Source organism: Psychrobacter sp. W2-37-MNA-CIBAN-0211 (assembly GCF_040309405.1).
GTDB classification, from domain to species: domain Bacteria; phylum Pseudomonadota; class Gammaproteobacteria; order Pseudomonadales; family Moraxellaceae; genus Psychrobacter; species Psychrobacter glaciei.
The window spans coordinates 29,614-51,126 of record NZ_JBEOOU010000012.1 but is presented as its reverse complement, the minus strand read 5'-3'; the positions used below and the strand labels follow the sequence as shown (position 1 = coordinate 51,126).

Annotated in this window: 17 protein-coding genes; 15 read left to right on the top strand and 2 right to left on the bottom strand. The window is 43.0% G+C overall.

Going from position 1 to position 21,513, the window contains the following annotated elements:
• Positions 1-194 precede the first annotated feature (194 nt).
• From gspG to AAEY72_RS10955, 15 genes are all read left to right on the top strand, one after another.
• Positions 195-656 (top strand): type II secretion system major pseudopilin GspG, encoded by a 462-nt coding sequence (gspG, locus tag AAEY72_RS11025; protein WP_352310583.1) that lies wholly within the window; start codon positions 195-197, stop codon positions 654-656.
• A gap of 393 nt (positions 657-1,049) precedes the next feature.
• On the top strand, positions 1,050-1,634 hold the full coding sequence (locus AAEY72_RS11020; RefSeq protein ID WP_352310555.1) for a protein-disulfide reductase DsbD N-terminal domain-containing protein: 585 nt from the start codon (positions 1,050-1,052) through the stop codon (positions 1,632-1,634).
• Between the two features lie 58 nt (positions 1,635-1,692).
• Complete coding sequence (locus AAEY72_RS11015; RefSeq protein ID WP_352310554.1) at positions 1,693-3,885, top strand: cytochrome c biogenesis protein CcdA; 2,193 nt, start codon at positions 1,693-1,695, stop codon at positions 3,883-3,885.
• A 450-nt stretch (positions 3,886-4,335) separates the two neighbouring features.
• On the top strand, positions 4,336-5,772 hold the full coding sequence (locus AAEY72_RS11010; RefSeq protein WP_352310553.1) for a phospholipase A: 1,437 nt from the start codon (positions 4,336-4,338) through the stop codon (positions 5,770-5,772).
• 27 nt (positions 5,773-5,799) lie between these two features.
• A complete protein-coding gene (locus tag AAEY72_RS11005) occupies positions 5,800-6,672 on the top strand; it encodes a ComF family protein (RefSeq protein WP_352310552.1) in 873 nt (290 codons plus the stop codon).
• A gap of 281 nt (positions 6,673-6,953) precedes the next feature.
• Positions 6,954-7,460, top strand: a complete 507-nt coding sequence (locus tag AAEY72_RS11000) for a pilus assembly FimT family protein (protein WP_352310551.1) — start codon at positions 6,954-6,956, stop codon at positions 7,458-7,460.
• A complete protein-coding gene (locus tag AAEY72_RS10995) occupies positions 7,460-8,026 on the top strand; it encodes a type IV pilus modification PilV family protein (protein ID WP_352310550.1) in 567 nt (188 codons plus the stop codon). Before AAEY72_RS11000 ends, AAEY72_RS10995 begins: the two co-directional genes overlap by 1 nt.
• Entirely contained in the window at positions 8,026-9,021 is a 996-nt protein-coding gene (locus AAEY72_RS10990) for a PilW family protein (protein WP_352310549.1), read from the top strand. Before AAEY72_RS10995 ends, AAEY72_RS10990 begins: the two co-directional genes overlap by 1 nt.
• 70 nt (positions 9,022-9,091) lie before the next feature.
• Positions 9,092-9,898 carry a PilX N-terminal domain-containing pilus assembly protein gene (locus tag AAEY72_RS10985; protein WP_352310548.1) on the top strand — a complete coding sequence of 269 codons (807 nt, stop codon included), beginning with the start codon at positions 9,092-9,094 and terminating at the stop codon, positions 9,896-9,898.
• A gap of 41 nt (positions 9,899-9,939) precedes the next feature.
• Complete coding sequence (locus AAEY72_RS10980; RefSeq protein WP_352310547.1) at positions 9,940-14,034, top strand: pilus assembly protein; 4,095 nt, start codon at positions 9,940-9,942, stop codon at positions 14,032-14,034.
• 12 nt (positions 14,035-14,046) lie between these two features.
• Positions 14,047-14,595, top strand: coding sequence for a type IV pilin protein (locus AAEY72_RS10975; RefSeq protein WP_352310546.1), 549 nt, complete (start codon positions 14,047-14,049; stop codon positions 14,593-14,595).
• Positions 14,595-15,056, top strand: coding sequence for a type IV pilin protein (locus AAEY72_RS10970; RefSeq protein ID WP_352310545.1), 462 nt, complete (start codon positions 14,595-14,597; stop codon positions 15,054-15,056). Before AAEY72_RS10975 ends, AAEY72_RS10970 begins: the two co-directional genes overlap by 1 nt.
• A gap of 315 nt (positions 15,057-15,371) precedes the next feature.
• The gene (locus tag AAEY72_RS10965; protein ID WP_194620751.1) at positions 15,372-15,878 is read left to right on the top strand and encodes a pilin; all 507 of its coding nucleotides are present in this window, start codon (positions 15,372-15,374) and stop codon (positions 15,876-15,878) included.
• Positions 15,879-16,074: 196 nt separating this feature from the next.
• Positions 16,075-17,184 (top strand): serine hydrolase domain-containing protein, encoded by a 1,110-nt coding sequence (locus AAEY72_RS10960; protein WP_352310544.1) that lies wholly within the window; start codon positions 16,075-16,077, stop codon positions 17,182-17,184.
• Positions 17,185-17,257: 73 nt separating this feature from the next.
• Complete coding sequence (locus AAEY72_RS10955; RefSeq protein ID WP_194620753.1) at positions 17,258-17,767, top strand: pilin; 510 nt, start codon at positions 17,258-17,260, stop codon at positions 17,765-17,767.
• A gap of 28 nt (positions 17,768-17,795) precedes the next feature.
• Here AAEY72_RS10955 and fdxA read toward each other — a convergent pair whose 3' ends face one another.
• Together fdxA and mutS are read right to left on the bottom strand one after the other, a co-directional pair.
• Positions 17,796-18,119: a ferredoxin FdxA gene (gene fdxA, locus AAEY72_RS10950; protein WP_352310543.1), complete on the bottom strand. Its 324-nt coding sequence runs from the start codon at positions 18,117-18,119 to the stop codon at positions 17,796-17,798.
• A gap of 92 nt (positions 18,120-18,211) precedes the next feature.
• Positions 18,212-21,352, bottom strand: coding sequence for a DNA mismatch repair protein MutS (mutS, locus tag AAEY72_RS10945; RefSeq protein ID WP_352310542.1), 3,141 nt, complete (start codon positions 21,350-21,352; stop codon positions 18,212-18,214).
• Between the last annotated feature and the right edge of the window lie 161 nt (positions 21,353-21,513).

The window sequence follows — 21,513 nt, the reverse complement described above, 5'->3', positions numbered from 1 at the left end:
GCAGCGCTGGATAAAAATAAAACCATGGTTTATAGTGATAATCGTCTCAAGACTAATCAATACAACTTGACTGCCATTTTACGATTTAAATTACTCTGATCCCAAAAGCGATGATAAAAGCGATGATTATGATTGACAACCTTCAAGGAAAGACGGTGCCGCAACGTGAGATAAACCAAGCTCCTTTGGATACCATGGGTGAGCAAACGCCATTATCGGTGCAGCGCCGTCCAGCAAAAACGCATTACCAGTCAGGATTTACCCTTATTGAGATTATGGTCGTCATCGTGATCTTGGCGATTCTTGCTGGTTTGGTAGTGCCAAAAGTGGTTGGGCAAAGCGATAAAGCGCGTGTCAAAACCACTGAAACCGCACTAGCTACCGTATCGAATGCCCTTGATATGTATAAGGTGGACAACTCACGCTATCCGACCACTGCTCAAGGTCTCGATGCTCTGACGACACCGCCTGCGGATGCCAAAAACTATCCTGATGGTGGCTATATCAAAGGTGGCTATCCAACCGATGGTTGGGAGAGTGAGATGCAATATGTGGCACCGGGTAATGAAGGTCGCCCTTATGATTTATTCTCGTTAGGGGCAGATGGTCAGCAGGGCGGTGAAGGTCAAGATGCTGATATTTATGCCAAGTTATAAACCATTTAGCGCCACTGCCAATAAAAAATAACTGGTAGCGGTTTTAAACAACAGGATCTACGACCTCACGGTTAATGATCGATGTATATCAATCAATAAGGCATTATTGGTTGATATTTTTTATGCATTGGTCAAAAAAATCCGACGTTATTTCGATATATGATCAACTTAAAATAAAATCAACACGCCCTAATAGTTATGTGCGACTGGTATAAATTTCGCTTGCTTGCTGCTATCACAGAGGCTACGAAAAATTCATCCCAGTCGCGCTGTATTTTTTTAAAGTAATTCCACTATAAGTCGATAGGTTCAGCGCTAATCGTAGCGCTGGGTTTTGAGTGCTAACCCAGCCAACTTCTAAACATTGAAAGCAGCAATCAAAGGTAGATAACCATGCCAATTAATACGCCATTCTCCAAAAGGCTAACAAGCAAAGCAATAACAATCAAAGCTACTGCCAAAAAACCTTACTTATTGTCTTTCATTTTGTTGGGTAGTACGCTACTGACTGGACTGACAGCGACTTCCATGACGGTACAAGCAGCAGGATTGAGTGACTTGTTTAGTAATAATAATAGTGCCTCGCAGTCGAAGTTTTTGCCAGTCGATCAAGCTTTTCAAGTTGTCAGCAGCACCAAAGCCACCTCTAAAGGCACGCGTTTATCGATCGCTTTTGAGATTACTCCGGGTCATTATGTCTATAAAGATAAGCTCACTTTACGTTTTCCTAAGGGAGTGAGCGCCACGCCGTTTACGTTTAATCAGTCACCTGTCTCAATCGATGATCCAACTTTTGGCAAGGTACCTGTATTTACGCAAAGGAGTGTGATCGCAACCACGACTCTGATTACCAGCAATGGCAAAGGCGCCAAGAATGTGCCCGTTATTATCGGTTGGCAAGGGTGTGCAACAGCAGGATTATGCTATCCGCCAGAAAAAGTTAAAACGAAGATAAACATTGCTGCGACACGCAGATAACACGCAGACAAACAGCAAGCAGGTTGATTCAAGTATCGGTAATAATAGGTAGCCATTCATGTCCATCAAGACATTACGAAAATCCTCATCATTCAGCGCCACCACTCGTCAAAGAAAATCATATGTCTTAGCGCTTGCTATCGCTAGTGGTTCATTACTTACCGGTCTGACAACGACCTCGATGACGGTGCAAGCGGCTGGGCTTAGCGACCTCTTTAGTAGCGATAAAAGTGCTGGGCAGTCGAAATTTTTGCCAGTAAATCAGGCGTTTCAAGTCAGTACTGATAGTACACCTACCAAATCTGGTACGCGTTTATCAATTAATTTTGATATCACTCCTGAGCATTACGTCTACAAGAAGCAAATTAAGCTCACGCTACCTGCGGGTGTGACGGCTGCGCCGTTCACCTTTAGCCAAACACCCTATTCAATGGATGATCCAACTTTTGGCAAAGTGTTGGTGTTTGATCAAGCAAACATGATCGCTACCACCACATTGACGAATAATAGTGGCAAGAATATAGATAACGCCGCTATTGTCGTCGGCTGGCAGGGCTGTGCGAAAGCTGGACTATGCTACCCACCTGAAAAGATTAATACGACTGTCGATATCGTAGCCACATCGGCACAAATAACGGCAGACAATGCTAGTGCTGCGAACAAAGAGGCTGCGTCTAATGGCTCTACCGCAAACAACAGTTCTGCGAGTACAACCAATTCAACTATAAACTCTAACACGACATCAGAAGATACTGCTGCAACTGATCTTGACAATGCTTTGCCTGATAAAGAGCAAGCACTGACAGACGATGGTGCTATTGATTATGATCTAATTGATGATAGCGCTGTAGAGTATGACTCTTTGGGTGGTAGTGCTGCGGCGAATACGCTCTCTGGAGCAGATAGCAACGTATCGGGTGAGGCGACCAACAGCGACAACGTATTATCTAATAACTTTATCGACAACGATCCCTTTGGTTTGGCGAGCCATCCTTGGCTAGCATTTGGCTTGCTATTCTTAGCAGGTTTGGGTTTGGCATTGACGCCTTGCGTGCTGCCAATGTTGCCCATCGTTGCTAACATCGTTGCCCGTCAGAAAAATCCAACAGTCAAAAAAGGCGTGATTTTAACGACCAGTTATGCGATAGGAGTCTCTATTGCCTACGGTCTTTTGGGCGCGGTGATTGCTGTCTTTGGCGAGTCATTAGGTATCATCGGTTGGCTACAAAACCCCATTATCTTAATCAGCTTTGCCATTGTATTCGTTTTGCTAGCACTCTATATGCTCGGTGTCTTTACGATTCGTCTACCGCGCGCCATTACCAGTAAAATGCAAGGATTAAGCCAAGCCGGTGATAGCAAGTTGGGCAGTACAGGTGGTAGCTTGGTTGCTGGTTTCTTATCAGCCTTAGTGGTATCGCCTTGTGTCTCTGCACCATTGTTCGGGGCATTACTGGCCGTCTCGACCATCGGTAGTCCGCTATTAGGGTTTGCCGCATTATTTATGCTGGGCTTTGGGTTGTCCGCACCGCTGATCCTAATTGGGGCAACGCAAGGCAAAATCATGCCAAAAGCTGGTGAGTGGATGAATTGGGTCAAGCTGGGCTTTTCTTTATTGTTATTTGCCGTGGCATTGTTAATGATTGAGCGCGTCTTTATCTCACCAGTCATGCTATTGGTCTGGGCGCTATGGTTTATGGTCGTGGCGACATGGGCATGGAGCTGGATAGGCAAGGGTCGTATGCTGACCCAAGCATTGGGTTTGATTGCAGGTATTTGGGCGACGACACTGGTTATCGGTGCAGCGTTGGGTAACGATGATAGTCTGCATCCACTGGCCTCACTAACTTCCCCTATGATGGCGCAAACGACTGGCCAGACGACTGGCGTGAGTAATGCCAGTAGCAATGCTAATGATGTGCGCATTACCACTCTTGCGGAGCTGGATGTGATTACCGCAGCTAACCCTAAAGTGATTGTCGATGTCACTGCCGAATGGTGTATTGAGTGCCGTATTATGGACAAAAACCTATTCCACAATCGTCCGATACAGATGCAGGATTGGCAATTGGTGCGCTTAGATATCACGGAAACCACAGATGCTTCAAAAGCTATCTTGGCGCGTTACCAATTGTTTGGTCCACCAACGCTATTGTATTATCAAGACGGTCAATTGGTGAATAAGCAAGTCGGTGAAATCGGTCGTCAAGAGTTTGAGCAAACATTGACGGAATTGAATAAGACACAGTAAATGTGATGCTCTAAAGAACGATCAATTTAACTAAGAAATACATCGATGAGCCAGCGTCTCCCTCAGCCGAATAAGTTGAGGGAGACGCTGGTTTTTTTATACCGATTTCTTAATATATCCTCAGCGTCTTATTTCTTAACAATGACCGCATTTACTATTTAAGAGAAGGATTTGTCATTATGGCTGTTAAGTCATTATTAATTGAGTCTATGCTAGATTAAGTCTTGATAACGCTAGTATAATGGCAGTAATTTTATTACAATAACGCAACAATGTTCAAGCAGCAATGCTATGGCCGATGGCTACCAAAACTGGTTATGAGCGACACGCCCCAATAATTTTCAATCACATATCTATATCACTGACGACCAACTTTAGCTTAGCTATTATTGATGCTACCTGCATTAGACAATCTACTGGCTTCAATGCCAATCATGACAAAGGACACTTATGTTTGCTCCTCTTACACCCCAGCATCAGACTCGAAGCCTTATGGCTTTAGGGTTTGGGTCAAAGACTCAGCTGAGCATCGCTATGGGTATCGCTTTAAGCTGTACGGCTTTGCAAGCACAAGCGGCGAATGACGGTCAGGTTTATAATGAGATACCTGTTGCAGAAGCTATGCTTGAATATGACAATGACAACTCTCCACAAGTGGTCTACGAGCGTCTAAAAAACCCTAATACGCCTATTGATCGTAGTAAGCTGCCGAGTAATGACTTTGTCGCCAAGCAGGCGAAGTTGTTTTTTGAATGTACACAAGTACAGACCAGTTCTGCCCGTCTGGCCTGCTTCGATAAGGTAGCTGAGCAAGGCGAAACGCCAAGCTACACGAGCACCAAACAACCGCTAGATTTGGCAAAAACCTTCAAATCGACCATTTCAGGTAACCCGCAAGTCGTCTTTGCTGAAGAGAATACCACGAGTATTGTGCAGGCCAATAATACCGATACAGGTTTACTGGCCAATCAGTCAGATTCTACTGAGAGCTTAGATACCGTTGGACTGACGCAAAGAGAAGCAGAAGTCTTAGAAAACGTAGGCGTCACGCAAGGCGATATCGAAAAGTATACGCCGCTTAGTTTGTCTTATGACCTTGATAAGAACAGCGAGCGTGGTACTTGGACGGTCAGACCTTATCGACCAACCTACGTGTTACCGTTATTTTATACGTCTGATCCCAATTTAAATCCAGGGACACCGTCTCAAGAAACAGAGTCTTTCTCTGCAAATGACATACGTGAGACTGAGCTGAAGTTTCAGTTGTCTTTAAAGACTAAAGTTGCTCAAGATTTATTCGATACCAGTGCAGATTTGTGGTTTGGTTATACCCAAGAGTCGCATTGGCAGGTTTATAACGAAGATAACTCGCGCCCATTCCGTGCGACTGATTATCAGCCTGAAATATTTTTGACCCAACCAGTAGCAGCTGACCTACCTTTTGGTGGCCGTCTACGTATGTTAGGTGTCGGTGCTGTTCACCATTCTAATGGACAAGACGATCCGTTATCACGCTCATGGAATCGTGCTTATTTGATGGCCGGAGCGGAGTGGGGTAAGCTTTCAGTTATACCGCGTCTATGGGCTCGCGTGAACAGCGATAATAGCAGCGATGATGACAATCCAGATATCGAAGACTATATGGGTTATGGCGATATCAAGTTCTTGTATGATTTGCCTGATCAGCAGAGCCTTAGTGGTACCCTGCGTTATAATCCAAGCACGAACAAGGGCGCTGCACAAATCGACTATATCTATCCGTTGTCAGAAAACGTCAATGGAATGGTGCAGTTGTTCCAGGGTTATGGCGAGTCTATCATCGATTATAATCATGAAAACACATCTATTGGCTTTGGTATCGTGCTTAATGATTGGAAGGGTTTTTAGTATCAATACTCATCCTGACCATAAAGCATGTACCGCTTAGCGCCTTACCAAACCGGACTATGGCTGGCAGAGTATCTGAGTATACGCTGCCAGTTATGCCGTGTTCACCAAAGCGTGTCACAGTCTCAGCTGATACAAGACCAGCTCATACAATCTCAGCCAACAAAATCCCAAATAGTAGAGTCACAGTACTCATCAAATACCGCTAATTCTGCATCTGGTTCTTTGCCTAACAATCATTCCTCTATTGCCAATCTGCGCTATTTTTTTGATAAGCGTTTAGATAGCGGTCTGCTTTGTCCGCATTGTCATCACAGCATAAGCTGGTTACCTAAACCCTTTCAGGTAGACATGTCTGCTGGCAGTACATTATCTATCCAAGCAGCGACCTATTACGATTATCCGATACGCCAAGCGATTCGTGCGTTTAAGCATCACGAAGATATGACCAAGCTGTCACTATTGCTACACGCTTTGCGTCAACTCCCACGCCCGCACGGCTGTCATCACGACAACAGCGTAATTGTCGCCATGCCGACCACCGCTCAACGCCTGATCAAACGTGGCTTTGACCCCGTTAGTATTTTATCAGCGCACCTATCCAAACATTGGCAAATACCGCTATGGCATGGGGTGCAGCGTATAGATGACACTATCAGTCAGCAAGGACTGACGCGTGCTGAACGCTTGAGTAATTTAGACAACGCTTTTGCATTAATTGAAAGTCCACCTGCTAAGCGCTTGATATTATTTGATGATGTCGCCACCACCGGTGCCAGTCTGCAAGCGCTAGGGCGTGCATTACATAGCTTGTCTGGCATCACCTCCCTCAATAACGCTCCAACCTCTCATAAACATCCTATTATTGCTTATGCTCTAGCGCATGGTAGTCAGTCATAGAAGTATTCTCATTCGATTGATAGCTACTATTATGTTGCTAATGTGTTACCTTATCGCTATATTATGAATATACTCTAGCTAAATTTGTTGTTTCTCTGTGCATTACTTTATAGCTGTTACTACAACGCTATTTATGAATAAAAATGGAATAAAAATTGCAGGAAAACTGTACAAATTATTAAAGATATTAGATGAGCGGCACAGACTTTACCACCATAAAAACTAGGTGCTCAGCACCATTAAGAAACTAGGGCTACATACAGCCATAAATAGGATTTGATGTGAACGCATCTGCGAAAAATCTACCGCACCCATTACGAATGACCAGCTCAGGATTTACCCTGATCGAGCTGATGGTAACGATAGCTGTGCTTGCTATTATTGTCGGTATTGCAGCGCCTAGTATCAGCAATCAGTTGGCCAATCAGCGTGTTAAGTCGACGGCTGCGACTCTAGCTAATGCGCTAAAGGAAGCCAAGGTTGAGAGTATTGTCCGTCGTCAGAATGTAACGGTTGTATATACTGACACCAGTACACCTAAAACGATTAAATTGCGCGCCAATAATACCGATATATTTAGTTATAATATTAGTGATAAGAGCACTGTTACCCAAACTATTACCCCGTCTACTGTAACCAGTATTGCTTTTCAACCAAACAAAAAAATAGTTGGTGGTGCTACAGTAGTATATACCATCTGTGATAGCGGCTCTAACAGTGAGACGCCCAAACAAGTAAAACTTACTAATATTGCTAACGTTAATACTATAAGTGCTGGGAGCTGTTAATGAAGATTGGAGCCACACAGGCAGGTGTAGGATTAATAGAGGTGATGGTGGCATTACTATTGCTGGCTGTGGCTGTGTTAGGGTTCAGCGCCATGCAAATGTCAGCGATAAAAGCAACCGACGAAAGCCTTATGCGTACTCGCTCTTTAGCTATCATGCGAGGTGGAGCAGAGGCTATGCGTAATAATCCTAGCGGTATTGCTGCTTTCAAAGCAGCGATAAATGGCTCGTCAAACGCTATTAATATTGATGGAGGAAGCATAACAAAAGACAACTGTATAACAAATGCAACTACGGCACCCATCGCCGCGCAGACCTGCACGATCAACCAAATGGCAACGCGTGATGGATTATTATTAAAATCGTATGCAAGCGCCAATGATATTAATATAGGTATGGTTCCCAACGGCTGTCCAGGCACATCAGGCAAGCAAGAGTTACAGTGTTTCGTGGCCAGCTGGGGTGATACGAAAGTTACATTAGATGATACTGCATCTGATGCTTGTGCCAATGCAAATGGCAGTTATAAAAATGGCGCAGAGTGCTTTATTATGGAGGCATACTGATGTCATATAATCATCAAAAAATAAATCTGAATAATCGTCAGGTAGGTTTCACCTTAATAGAGTTGATGATTTCTTTGGTACTCGGTTTAATCGTGTCTGCAGCGGTCATCCAAGTATATTTAATAAATGTAAAAACAAGTAGTATTCAGTCCAGTGGTAGCGAATTACAAGATGCGAGCGTATTTGGGTTACAGCAATTAGAAAAAAGCATTCGCTTAGCCAATCTTGGTAACCCAACCACTAGAATTGATGGCACTACGCCTAATGGTGGTATTGTTTTAACAGGTCTTAATATTGGCATTCCGATTACACCTACTCCTTATCCTAATACGGGGTATCTAACGAGACGTGCAGGAGATACTACTGTTGGTACTAATGGCTGGTCAGGTATATCCAATACCAATACCAATAGCGATCAGTTGACTATTCAATATACCAACATCACAGGCTCTCCAATGACAGATTGCGAAGGTGCAGGTGCGGCTGTTAATGACATTGTTATTGAGCGTTATTTCTTACGTAAGGCAACCGGGGATACCAGTACTGGTGCTATCAAAGACTTAGTATTGGCATGTGATGCAGGGCGCGTTAATACCGCTGGTGGAATAGTCATTGTGACTCCATCAAGTGATTCACGTAATTTTGGTCAAGCAGGGCAAGAGTTTATTGTCAATGTCGATCAGTTTAAAGTGCTATTGGGTATACAGTACACAACTGGCGCTAATGCAGGAAGAATGATTTATTTACCGAGTAGCGCTTATCTGAATATAACGGCTGACAAACCAGTAGTAACTGCTGTTAAGGCTGGTTTAATTGTTCATGGTAGTACACCTGTTATAGGAAGTGCTGAACAGTCTGAATTTGCTTTGTTAGGGCAATTACCGGCAGATAATAAGCTAAAGACAGATACTAGCAGTACAAAGAAAGTTCGGACCACCTATCAAACCACAACGTTATTGCGTAACGCTCGTGTCGTAAATCTAACTAGCCCATAGCGTATTGGTAAGGAGACTCAAAGTGACTCGATACCGCGATTCATCAAGTTCGACACAAAAAGATATCAATATGGCATATCGGAGTACCGAGAGAGGTGCGACATTGATAGTGGTCTTGTTATTTTTAGTGCTTATTATGCTAGCAGGTGCAATAGCGGTTAGACAAAGTACGACTGACCTTAAAGTGGCGACCAGTGACCAAATTAACACTGTATTACTACAGTCAGCAGATAGTGCTAACCAAAAGCTAGAGGTAATGGTGAATGGGAGCGCAAACTCTACTGGATACAGAGATGTAACGAGTGCTACAGGGGCATTGGGTCATTTTTTATTATTTGAAGACAATAAAATTAACGAGTTTATTTATTGCTTTAACCCTCGGACACAAAGCTATCTAACAAACAGCGCGACCGTTAGAGCACCTGCTGGCGGGTATGTGGATGGATTGAATAATGGTGTTTGTGATTACACCGATGCAGCTGATTATACCAGTGCTAGACAAGCCGTGATGACGCAGATGAGTATTACAGTTACGCCTCCTAGTGCCAATGCAAAGCCGTTTGAATCTGTTGTTCTTGGCAAAGAGATTGAGGATAGAACCAGTAAGAAGTATCAGTTCGATATCAGACCAACTTCTTCACTCCCCGCTTATAGTGAACCAAAATCAGGCTCTGATAAATGTTTTGAGCAAACCAGTATTGCCTCCAACGTAGCTGCTGGGAAAAAATCATTAAATGGCTGTCTGTTAGCGGCTAACACACCCAGCAAAACGCTGTATGAGCAAGCGGATGTCGAAAACCTTTCTTCTTCTACCAAATGTTATCCGTTTGGCAGAGGGACACTAAATCCGCTGTGTGTACTAGCTACAACGCCTTAACTTGCTTATTCATTACACCGATATAATATAAGGATAGAGTCATGAAACGACTGAATAATGTATCGCCAATCAGTGGCAAAGTTGCGTTACCTTTAAAGCACCTAGTCGTTGCCATGGCTACCATGATGGTAATGCCAATCTCACAGGCAGATATAGCAAACAAAAGAATCGGCGATCTAGAGATTTATAAAGCGGCAGAGGGCGGTAAGACTACTATTACCATGATGTTGGATACCTCTGGTAGTATGGCGGCAAATGTGACCACAGGGGCCTGTGACCTACCTTCCGGAGTCTCTTCTCTTGGTGTCAAAACAGAAAATTCCTCAACCACGCCATCTTATATTAAAAGATACTGTGAGACTAGAAAGTTTTTTTACCGCAACAGAGGCAGCAAATGGTACATCTGTGGTGAAAGCGATGGTTTAGGTAGTTTTAGTTTTGGAGGTACAGAATGTGATGTTGAGATAGCTGCTCCGTCGACTAGTGGATTTAAGTCTGGAACTAATGATGGCAATACCTATTACTTCAAAGATGATGTTCGATCTTATGACCGTTTGACTCGTCTAAAAGATGCATTATTTACCTTAATGGACAATACTCAAATAGATGCCAGTAAAGTGGCTATTGGTATTGGTCAATTTTCTACTCAAAGTGGTAGGAACAACGCATATATTAGTGCCGATGGAACGAGCGGCAAAATAGTGGTACCCGCAAGACTTCTCAATCAATCCCAACGAAATGAGATCAAAGCAGCTGTTGCACCATTGATTGGCGAAAACGGAACGCCAACTGCCAATGCTTATGCAGAGGCTGGCGCTTATATGTTAGGTAAGAATACATCTGCTTCAATTACTCGTCCAAGAGAGTTCTTTGTCAGCGTAGGGGGAAACTCTTATCGCGTGTGTAACTCTTGGAATGAGACCAGTGATGTGTCTAGATGTAACGGTCTCACTAGCGAAACAGTAACTCGATCTTCAAATGGCTATACGATCAAAAGATGTAGCATATATACAGGTAATAACTGTCTATTACAAGACACAACTCAAAGTTCAGAAAATTGGGGCTTTAGTGGTTTTGCTAAATCTACTACAAATTCTATATCTGGATCTAATTATATTAGTCCACTTTCATCACCTTCTAGCTGTGATGGGCGTGGTATATATTTCTTGACTGATGGCGAACCAAATAGCTCTCCCAACGCTTTGCCCTTAATGAGATCTGCTTTAGGATCATCATCATTCAACTTACCGTCAGTCACATTGCCTAGCGGTAGTCAGAATAGTAATGGTATGCCCGAGGTTGGAGCATTTGCCAAAGCATTACGTGACTCGACAATTAGCCCATTAGGTACAGATCAAGAAATCTATACAGCAGTCGTTGGTTTTGGTTCAGCATTTGATGTTGATGATTCAGATATCGTCAACCTCCCTTATACCAACCCAAAAACGGGTATTACAGCAAATCGCGATTTTTACAACTGCGAAAATATCACAAATATTGATGCTAGAAATGCTTGTAACTGGGGTGAGAAAAAACATCCGTCTTTACTAGGGGTTGGTGGGTTCGGTGAGGGTGGCTTCTATTCAGCGCAGTCTACAGAGGATATTGTCAATAGTATTATCACCTTCGTCGCTGATTTGAACCAAACCTTACCGTCGGTACCATCAGGTACGATTATTATACCTGATGACCCTTATCGTGCCGATAGTCAACTCGCTGTTGCCTATTACCCTACGTTACAACCCAAAGTAGCTGAAAATGCAGTCATTTGGGAAGGTAATCTAAAAAAATACACCCTAAATGAAGGTACCTTATATGGTAAGGGTAACGCCAAGCTATTCAAAAGTATCGCAGGTGATTTGGATCCAGAGACCCAAGATATGTGGTCAGATAAAAACTATACCAATGCCAATGGTGTAGGTATCAACGATAAGGTAGAGTCTGGTGGTTTTTATGCGCAATTAAATACACCAGCCACTGGCGTCACCTCAGTTAGAACACTTTATGTCGAAGACTGGGAAAACTCATCTACTAAAAAACCAGTTTTAAGAAAAGTAGGGGTGAGTGTTGCTGGTAAGGTAGTAGTAGATGGAGTGGCTTTGACGAATACTACATTTAAAGATACTGCTACCTATAATGAAGCAACGTTAAGAAAGTTATTGAATTTCTTAGGATTCGATATTCTTTCGAGTGCAGCTGTAAAAGACATGACACTTAGCACAGCTAATGTATCGAAAGCTATCAAGGTGCTTGGTGCTACTATTCATTCTACCCCAGCAGCCGTTTCCTATTCAGCAAACCTTGATGCGACTACTGGTAGAGTTACCGATACGCGTGATGATTACGTGCTATTTGGCTCATCAGAAGGTGGCTTACATTTAGTAGATGCAGATAACCAAGGAGCGGGTAATGGCGGAGAAGAAAAATTTATCATTATACCAAGAGAGATGTTAAGAGATGCTAGTAAGTCAGATGCTCTTGTTAAAGATGCAACTAAAGCTGATATAGGGTCACCAAACTTTGGTATAGATGCTCCTTGGTTGGTCACCGCTGACTATAATTATAATTTGTCTAACAATAGAGTAAATGTCAATACAACAGGTGGTAAAGGAGTATTCGCTTATGGTGGCCTACGTATGGGCGGCGAGGCTTTTTATGGGCTAAACCTAAATGATAGTGATAACCCTAGTATGATATTTGCCATTACACCAGCGACCTCAGGTTTTAGTCGCATGGGTCAGATATGGGGAAAACCTACCAAAGCTAAAATAAAAACCAGTAGTACTGATACTGGTACTGATGTTTTGGTATTTGGTGGTGGCTATGATATGTGTTACGAATATGAGGCCTTTCAAGTTGGAGTTACAGATACGACGTTAGGTGCTTGCTCAAACAAAACATCGACTAAGGGCAATGCGGTATATATTATCAATGCCAGAACGGGTGCTCTGATATGGTCAGCTTCAGCTGAGGGTTCACCGTCGAGGACTGTTACGAGTATGACTAACAGTATCGTCGCTGGTGTGACCACGTTGGATCGTAATAACGATGGCTTTATGGATCATATCTATTTTGCAGATTTAGGTGGTCAGATATTCCGTGCAGACTTTACTAATGCTGGCTTTGTGAGACCAGTAACATCAGGAACTGCATCGCCTGAAACATCTTTTACTAATACCAGAGTCACTCGTGTACTCCAAAGCGCATATACAGGCAGCGATGCAAAATATAACTATCGCTTTTACGAGCGTCCAGTTGTCAGTTTCTATCGTAATGATACCAGTAATGATTTGTTTGCATTGGTTAATGCTATCTCAGGTGATCGTAGCTCGCCTTTATCAAAAATACGTGATAACACCAAGGCTGATAGGCTGTATGGCATTATAGATAGCGATGTTACCAAGCTAGATAATGTTTTTTATGCCAATAACTTTACGACTGCAGGAACAGCAGGAGGCCAAGCAATCGTAGATTTGACCGCCAACAATACTACTTCAAGTAATTTAGCTGAGTTGCCCTCAGCGATTGGTGAGCAGGCAGCCGCAGGATATACCTTAGCTCAAAAAAATGTGACCATTAATACTCTAAAGTCGGGAGCAAAACGAGGTTGGTATTATCCTCTGACTCGTTTTGATGGCTACGGTAATGTGAGATATGGTAAAGGTATCGGTAAATCTGAAGTGGTTGATAGCTTTATATATACGACTGTCTACAATCCAGACATGAGCTATGGTGCTGTAGACTCTTGTTCTGCCAAGGTTACAGGTGGTTCAGAGCGACAGCTCTATTGCCTACCTTATGGTATCTGTACGGATGATGCCTCTAAGAATGGCACTGCTGGATATGTGCAAGCAGGTAAAGGCATTCAAGAGCTGACGCTCGGACCACGTAGCTCGAACCTATCCAATCAGCGTTTACTTATTGGTACACGTACATTGACCGAGCGTGTGAATGATCGGGTCAACTTTGGGTCTGATAATGGTAAAGGGCTTTTCAATGCACTTACCAATCCAAAGGGATTGAATCAAGGTGGTTTAGCAGCGGCTGACAGCATCATAGGTAATGGCACAGCGCCCGATTTTGTATTTAACGAACGTTATACTCTACAGCCGAAAGTATGGTACGAAGTAGACTGATAGGATAGTCGCATGAATATGAAAGCGTTGAAGCAACAGCTAGGATTTACGCTCATAGAGCTGATGGTGGTCATCATGATAGTAGCTATCTTAGCGGCGATTGCGATTCCGTCTTACCGTCAGTTTGTAGTACGCAATGCCGAATCGCAAGCGCAAGCGAGTATGCAGCAACTGGATATAGAGCTAAACCGTTGGCGTGCTAGTGCTTTGACTTATAAAGGCTTCAAACCCAAAAAAATAGCAAGTAATGGGGATGTCAGTTACGCATACGATTCAACCGACAATAAAACTATTTACGTCCCTAAGGGTAGCGATAGCACTAACTACAGTTATCTAATTACATTAGTCGATGCTAGCACGGGTAACACGTTAGCCCCCGCAGGTACAAGCTACTCTACTGCGGGTAGCTCGTGGCGTATGTTTGCGCAGCCAAATACCTCCCTTAAAAATTCAGATGCGCAAATTTTGATGACCAGTAGTACAGGCGTGAAATGCAAAAGTAAGGATAGGACGGTTACTACCGCTTCTACTGATTGTGGCATTGGACAGGAGAGCTGGTAATGTCAATTTCTAGCAAAATATTAAAACCATCATCTATACAGCAGCGCGGCTTTACATTAATAGAAATGATGATCGTCGTCGCTATTATTGGTATTTTAGCGGCAATTGCTTACCCTAGTTATCAGCAATATGTCATCAAGACCAAACGTACGGACATGATGAGCGAGATGCAAAATATTGCCTCTCAGATTGAAAGCCGTAAGTTGGCTCAAGGCAGCTACAGCGATATTAGCGCGGGTATTAAAACGGAATTTGCCACTGCATACCCAAGACAGGGCACTGCGATATATGATGTGACAATAACAGACCCACTAGTCTCTAAATGGACGATTAATGCCATGCCAAAGACAGGGATGCAGATGGTAGCTGATGGTAATCTTAGTCTGAATTATCAAGGTATTAAATGTCGTGGTACTGGTACAGATGCAAAATGTGGTACTGGTAATGAGTGGAATAAATAACAATTTTTGCCACTATCACAAATTTTGACAAAAATTGTCACGTATATTTACTTTTTACTACTAGTACATGGGTGTACTGACAATTTTCAGTAAGTTAGTAGCAATATTGTCAGTAGTATGTAAGTCTATTTAGCTAGAAAATAGCTATACTTCTTAAGTATTCGGTTGAACAGTGTGATTTAATGCTAAAAATAGTAATTTTCTTAAAATTGGTATGCTATATGCATCTTTTATGGCAAGAGAAAAACAAATTATATTACTAAAGATAGAAAGCGCTGATCGCCACTTGTCTTTATATACCCAAAAGGAGTTCATATGAACACTGCTCAAAAAGGTTTTACCTTAATCGAACTAATGATTGTTGTTGCTATTATCGGTATCTTGGCTGCGATTGCTATTCCTCAGTATCAGAACTATATCGCTAAGTCACAAGTATCACGTGTAATGGGTGAGACCTCATCTGTTAAGACTTCTGTTGAAAACTGTGCATTAGCCGGTAAAGAGACAGGTGCTACTGCCTCTGCTACCGTATGTGGTTTGAATGACCTTGGTATGACTGCTTCTAACATCCAAGGCGCCGCCATTGGTGGTGTAGCATTATCAGGTTTACCCGAAGTAAACATTACATCTACAGGTACAGCCTCTATCGTTGCTACTTTTGGTCAAAATGCTGCCGCTAACTTGAAAGGTCAAAAATTGGCATGGCAACGTGATACTGCCGGCACTTGGACTTGTAATACTGACTTTGCCACAGCCACACCTGATAAATCAAAATATCTCCCATCAGGTTGTACTGGTACTAACGTAGCAACTGCATCTTAATATAAACAGCTTGTAAACCGTTTATTGCAAATAAGCTAAGAGTCATCTTAGCTTATTTTTTTGTAAAAAATTTAACATAAATTCAAATGGTTTAGTCATGCTGCTTAATAATATAAATAAAAAACAATTTTATGCTGTATATATTCTCAAGCTCTTATTTATACTGGCCATCGTTACTCTGATTGTCTATTATTATGTGAATACATCCGCTCGTAGTCAGCTATGGCTAAAGACCTACCCAATACGTGCCGAACTGTCTGTCGCCAATATCAGCTGTAGTGATGGTAGTCCTCTATGGCTAGCCGATATGTTAAAGTATCAAACCCGCCATAATAATGCTCCCGCCAATCAAATTGCGTATATTGATTCAAGTGGCAATTTATATCACTGCGAAAATGGCTATGTAGGACGATATCCAGTTATATCGATGCCTATTACTGAACAAACACGCTTTCGTTATGCCAGCATAACTAAGCTATGGACGTCAGATGCAGTTTTATCACTTATAAAGAATGGCAAGCTATCGCTAGACACTAAATTGCACACAATCATCACCGAGATTGATTCACCAAAAGATGCCCGTATCAACGATATCACTATCCGTCAGTTATTGCTACATCGAGCTGGTTTCGATCGTTATAGTATGTTTGGTCAGGATATGTTTGGTATCGGCAAGGATATTTGCCCCAATCATCTAGATGGTTTGAATGATATTGAGCTTGGCTTTGAGCCTGGCCGCAAAACCAGCTATTCCAATTTAGGCTACTGCTTATTGGGTGAAGTGGTTAGTCGACTGAATAAAAATAAAACCTATAAAGATATCATTACGCAGCAGTACAATTTTTCGGATACTAGCTTACGTTTTGTATCGAACGCAGCGATGGATGATGAAGTAACTTATAATTATTTAGAAACAGGGTTGACTGGTTATGCTGATATTTATACCGCGTTTGATTATGATGCGCTGGCATCATCGGCAGGGCTGTCAGGTAATGCAAAAGACTTGGCGCAGCAAGTTTGGAAAATGGCAAAAAAGCCCGCTCCAAATATTACGTCATTGGATGCTGATATAATCTGTAATATGCGTGATGTAACAGAGGAGTGCTATGGTTATGCAATGCTCCCTTATCAACCAAATTCGAAATCTGCCACTGTTTATTATAGAGATGGTAGCTTATTAGGGTTATCAACGTTAGTTGCAGTAGATGAGCGCGGCAGGGTGATTGCATTATTGAGTAACGGTACGCCAGATACAGGAGTGGATCATAATCTCAAAACGAAGATATATGAGTATTTAACCCATTAATCATCTATTTTAAAGGAGTGATGGCACATGGTGTGCAATATTAGGTTAACTTTGATAACTTGATACAAATGCCATGACTACTATTAAAACGACTCAAAATCGTCACTCCCTGACCCAAATGGGCTTTACTTTGATTGAGTTGATGATTGTGGTGGCTATTATCGGTATATTAGCTGCGATTGCTATTCCTCAATATCAGATTTATATTGGCAAGACCCAAGCGACGAGAGTGATTAATGAGATTGGACAGCTACGACTGACAGTAGAAGAATGTATACAGACAGGTCGGACAGTGATTGGGTTAGGAACGAATGATTGTGATCCACGCGCATCGGCTTCCAACCTGATAGTAGGTGGCTCACAAGTAGGGGTTGTTCTACCCAACAACATGGGTGTAGCACAACTGAGTAATCCACTGACATTGACGACCAGTATTACTGCCATCGTATCTAATCAGGTGAACCCGAAACTATTAGGCAAAAAAATAGAGTGGCTACGCACAAGTTCAGGCTCTTGGAGCTGTAGTAGCGATATAGACGCGTTATATTTACCCAATTCTTGTAGCTATAACGCTAGCCTATAGCTTGAGCAGTATGAAAATTTCTAGTCAGCTATTTCTCTAAATATTGAATCTTACCTTGTACGCCATCCCACTTTTCAGCTTCTGGCATTTGACCTTTCATCTCAGTGATGTTTGGCCATTTCTGCGCCAGCTCTTCGTTTAGCTGAGTGAACATTTCTTGATTTTTTGGTACTTCATCTTCTGAGAAGATCGCGTTGGCGGGGCATTCAGGCTCGCATAACGCGCAGTCGATGCACTCATCAGGGTCGATTACGAGGAAGTTTGGGCCTTCATAAAAGCAGTCCACAGGACAGACTTCCACACAGTCGGTGTATTTGCAAAGAATGCAGTTATCTGTAACGACAAAGGTCATAGTGATGTCTACCTGTTATTGGATTGAGCAAAATAGAATAGTTGAAAAATAAGGCATATTTTAGCGCCTTTACGGCTATTTGACAATTCCCTTTAATGACTAATGAATTTCTTAAGATGATAGAGAAGGTCATGTGCTTGCTTCGGTGTTAGATTGTCAGGGTTGATGGCGCTTAGTTCATCTTGTAAGCTAAACAGCTGATTTTGCTGTGGATTATTGAGTGTGTTTGATGTTTGAGTAGTATGGCTCACCTCTTGGTCTAGAGGATGACCATTATAAGTCTGCTGGCGTTTATCCTTTACTGACTTAGCTAATTCATTTTTGTCATCAACTTTATCAATGACAACTTTTTCATTTTCTGTTTTTACGCTATTTATTTTCAAGTTATCTATTTTCAAGTTGTCTATTAAATAACGTTTGGCATCATTCAATACCTGAATAGGAATGCCAGCCATCTTGGCGACGTGTAATCCAAAGCTAGAGCTGGCGGCACCTTTGCGAATTTGATGTAGTAGTAGCAATTGACCATCGACTTCACTGGCAGCGACATGGACGTTACGAATGTTAGCATGATTGGCTTCACCATCCTTTGACAATTGTGTCAGCTCAAAATAATGAGTGGCAAATAAGGTCAGGCAGCCAATCTCGACTAAGCGATTGACACAGGCATGAGCAATTGCCAGACCGTCAGTAGTAGCTGTACCGCGCCCAACTTCATCCATCAATACAAGTGATTTATTCGTTGCTTGATTCAGGATGTTAGCAGTTTCAATCATCTCCACCATAAAGGTGGATTTGCCGCCCGCTAAATCATCAGCCGAGCCAATACGGGTAAAGATACGGTCGATATCACCGATATGAGCACGCGCTGCTGGGACAAAGCTACCGCAGTGTGCAAGTAGGACGATAAGAGCCGTTTGACGCATATAGGTCGATTTTCCGCCCATATTAGGACCAGTAATCATTAACAGGCGTTCAGGGTTTTCAGCGCTACCAAGTGCGCAATCATTGGCAACGAACTGGCTAGTATGTTTTGCATGACTTTTTTGATTGGTACGATTTCCAATATTAGTTGGATTTAGTACGGCTTCGACGACGACGTGACGACCTGCTTTGATATCGATACTGGTTTGACTGTTATTATTCAAGCCATTCTTCGAGTGACTACTTTCTAAGCCGCTTTCTAAGCCACTATCATCTTTTGAGTTGTTACTCATTATCGGACGTTGCCAGTTATAAATGGTTGCAAGCTGTGCCCAATTGCTAAGCACATCTAACTGGGCGATCGCAGCGCTCAGCTGTTGTAGTTCAGCTAAATGGCTGCTTAAAATGGTTAACAGTTCATTATATAGCTGCTTTTCACGAGTCAATGCTAAGGTTTGTGCGCTCAGATACTCGGTCTCGACATCTTTTAGCTCATCAGTAATAAAACGCTCGCTGCTTTTGAGCGTTTGCCGACGGATAAAGTGCGCCGGTGCATTTTTTGCCTGCATTTTTGGGAGTTCAAAATAAAAACCGCTGACTTTATTAAAGCCCACTTTTAGACTGGGTAATTGGCTCTCTTGACGTGCACGCTCTACCATCTCATCTAAGGTCACTTGGATATTGTCATGCAGATGAGTCAAACGATCAAACTCTTCATCATAGCCAGCTGCAAGCATACCACCATCACGAATATGGGCGGGCGGTTCTGCGATAATGGCACGCTCAATCAGCTCGGCGACGGACTGTACCGCAGGTAACTGGTCGGGTAATTGCTGCATCAGCATCGGCAACAGTCCTGACTGCTCATGGCTAATGCCTGAATTTATCAGTAGAGTAGTAATCTGCGCGCTACTGGCGATACCGTCGGCAAGCTTACGTAAGTCACGAGGTTTGGCACTCATCAGACCGATTCGGCTACTGATTCGCTCAATATCGCCGATGGCATTTAGGGTCTCGCGTAAGTTACTGACTAACGAATTATTTTCTAAATTTTGCTTCAGATGTTTATTTTCGTCAGTTTGATTGTCTGTCTGCAAAAGACTGGTTATCGCATTTAGGCGCATATTGATACGTGAATGTTGACGTAAAGGGCGCTTCATCTGCTGTACCAGTAATCGTCTACCCATTGGGGTCTGACAATGGTTCAGCACCGATATCAATGAAGTGCCGCTGTTGCTGACAGGCGTAAATAGCTCGAGGTTTTGCTGACTATTGGCATCGATAATCAGATAATCATCATTATACTCGACGATAAGCTGATTGACTTGTGGCACATGACGTTGCTGCGTTTGCCGCGCATAATGAATAAGCGCAGCACAGCTAGATTGCGCCAGCGGTGCATCACTAATTCCTAGACCATCTAGACGTTGCACGCCAAACTGCTGACAGAGGGTTGTGCTGGCATGCTCACGATGAAAGTCATTTGCCGCCACTTCGATAATAGGACAGTCAAGGTTTTGACGTAGCCACAGCAGCCAGTCTGCATCAGTACCGCTAATACTATCACTGAGTATTTCGCTAAGCGCTTCGCTAATAATACATTCACTGGGCGCAAAGCGTGCGAGCACCGTGAGCATTTGGGTTTGTAAGCCTTCGATATCATTTTTATCCGCTGCTAGGCTTTGGGTAGTCAACGTGCCAGCAGCTAAATCCATTTGGCTAATGGCAGCTTGTAGTGGCTGATTGCTATTCGATTTAGGCATAGCAATATCAATGGCGACCACAGTAGGGGTATGGTTTGGCGCAATCAATGCATCATCGGTAATCGTACCTGCCGTCAGAGTTTTGACCACTTCACGGCGCATAATACTGCCAGCGGTCGATTTGCTTTTATCTTTTTTTTGCTTATCGCCCATCGTAGGCGTATTGGACTTATTACTTGCATTGCCAGTGGTTGATTCGTCGATTTGCTCGCAGACGACAACTGTCTGCCCAGCCGCAATCAGCCTTGCCATATAGCTGTCAGCCGCATGAAACGGTACGCCTGCCATCGCAATCGTGTTGCCTGCTTTGTCCGTACCACGGCGAGTGAGCGTGATGTCCAATATTTGTGCCGCGCGCTTGGCATCATCGAAAAATAACTCATAAAAATCACCCATGCGGTACAGCAGTAGCGCTTGTGGATAATTGGCTTTCATGGTTAGATATTGCACCATCATTGGCGTATGGTCTGCTAAATGATAAACGGCGTCACCTATGACTAACGGTTCAGGTGAATGAGGGCTTTGAGCGATTGGTTTGACAGTCATGCACGGTCTCTTGTGGTTCTTAGATGAGTTTACGATGGGTGAAATGATGTGGTTATAAGAATGAATAGTCATCAAACTATGGCTTTGAACGAGGCGTTCAAAAGCTAAGTAGCTTAAAGGTATAAGCGCTATTTTAACACGTCCTGCGCCACTTTTACGTC

What these genes read in the sequence shown, in the direction of transcription:
- AAEY72_RS11005 (WP_352310552.1), top strand. Translation starts at nt 5,800, where the DNA reads ATGTACCGCTTAGCGCCTTACCAAACCGGACTATGGCTGGCAGAGTAT.
- AAEY72_RS10980 (WP_352310547.1), top strand. Translation starts at nt 9,940, where the DNA reads ATGAAACGACTGAATAATGTATCGCCAATCAGTGGCAAAGTTGCGTTA.
- AAEY72_RS10965 (WP_194620751.1), top strand. Translation starts at nt 15,372, where the DNA reads ATGAACACTGCTCAAAAAGGTTTTACCTTAATCGAACTAATGATTGTT.
- fdxA (WP_352310543.1), bottom strand. Translation starts at nt 18,119, where the DNA reads ATGACCTTTGTCGTTACAGATAACTGCATTCTTTGCAAATACACCGAC.
- AAEY72_RS11020 (WP_352310555.1), top strand. Translation starts at nt 1,050, where the DNA reads ATGCCAATTAATACGCCATTCTCCAAAAGGCTAACAAGCAAAGCAATA.
- AAEY72_RS10975 (WP_352310546.1), top strand. Translation starts at nt 14,047, where the DNA reads ATGAATATGAAAGCGTTGAAGCAACAGCTAGGATTTACGCTCATAGAG.
- AAEY72_RS10955 (WP_194620753.1), top strand. Translation starts at nt 17,258, where the DNA reads ATGACTACTATTAAAACGACTCAAAATCGTCACTCCCTGACCCAAATG.
- mutS (WP_352310542.1), bottom strand. Translation starts at nt 21,352, where the DNA reads ATGACTGTCAAACCAATCGCTCAAAGCCCTCATTCACCTGAACCGTTA.
- AAEY72_RS10990 (WP_352310549.1), top strand. Translation starts at nt 8,026, where the DNA reads ATGTCATATAATCATCAAAAAATAAATCTGAATAATCGTCAGGTAGGT.
- AAEY72_RS11015 (WP_352310554.1), top strand. Translation starts at nt 1,693, where the DNA reads ATGTCCATCAAGACATTACGAAAATCCTCATCATTCAGCGCCACCACT.
- AAEY72_RS10985 (WP_352310548.1), top strand. Translation starts at nt 9,092, where the DNA reads ATGGCATATCGGAGTACCGAGAGAGGTGCGACATTGATAGTGGTCTTG.
- AAEY72_RS10995 (WP_352310550.1), top strand. Translation starts at nt 7,460, where the DNA reads ATGAAGATTGGAGCCACACAGGCAGGTGTAGGATTAATAGAGGTGATG.
- AAEY72_RS11010 (WP_352310553.1), top strand. Translation starts at nt 4,336, where the DNA reads ATGTTTGCTCCTCTTACACCCCAGCATCAGACTCGAAGCCTTATGGCT.
- AAEY72_RS10970 (WP_352310545.1), top strand. Translation starts at nt 14,595, where the DNA reads ATGTCAATTTCTAGCAAAATATTAAAACCATCATCTATACAGCAGCGC.
- gspG (WP_352310583.1), top strand. Translation starts at nt 195, where the DNA reads ATGGGTGAGCAAACGCCATTATCGGTGCAGCGCCGTCCAGCAAAAACG.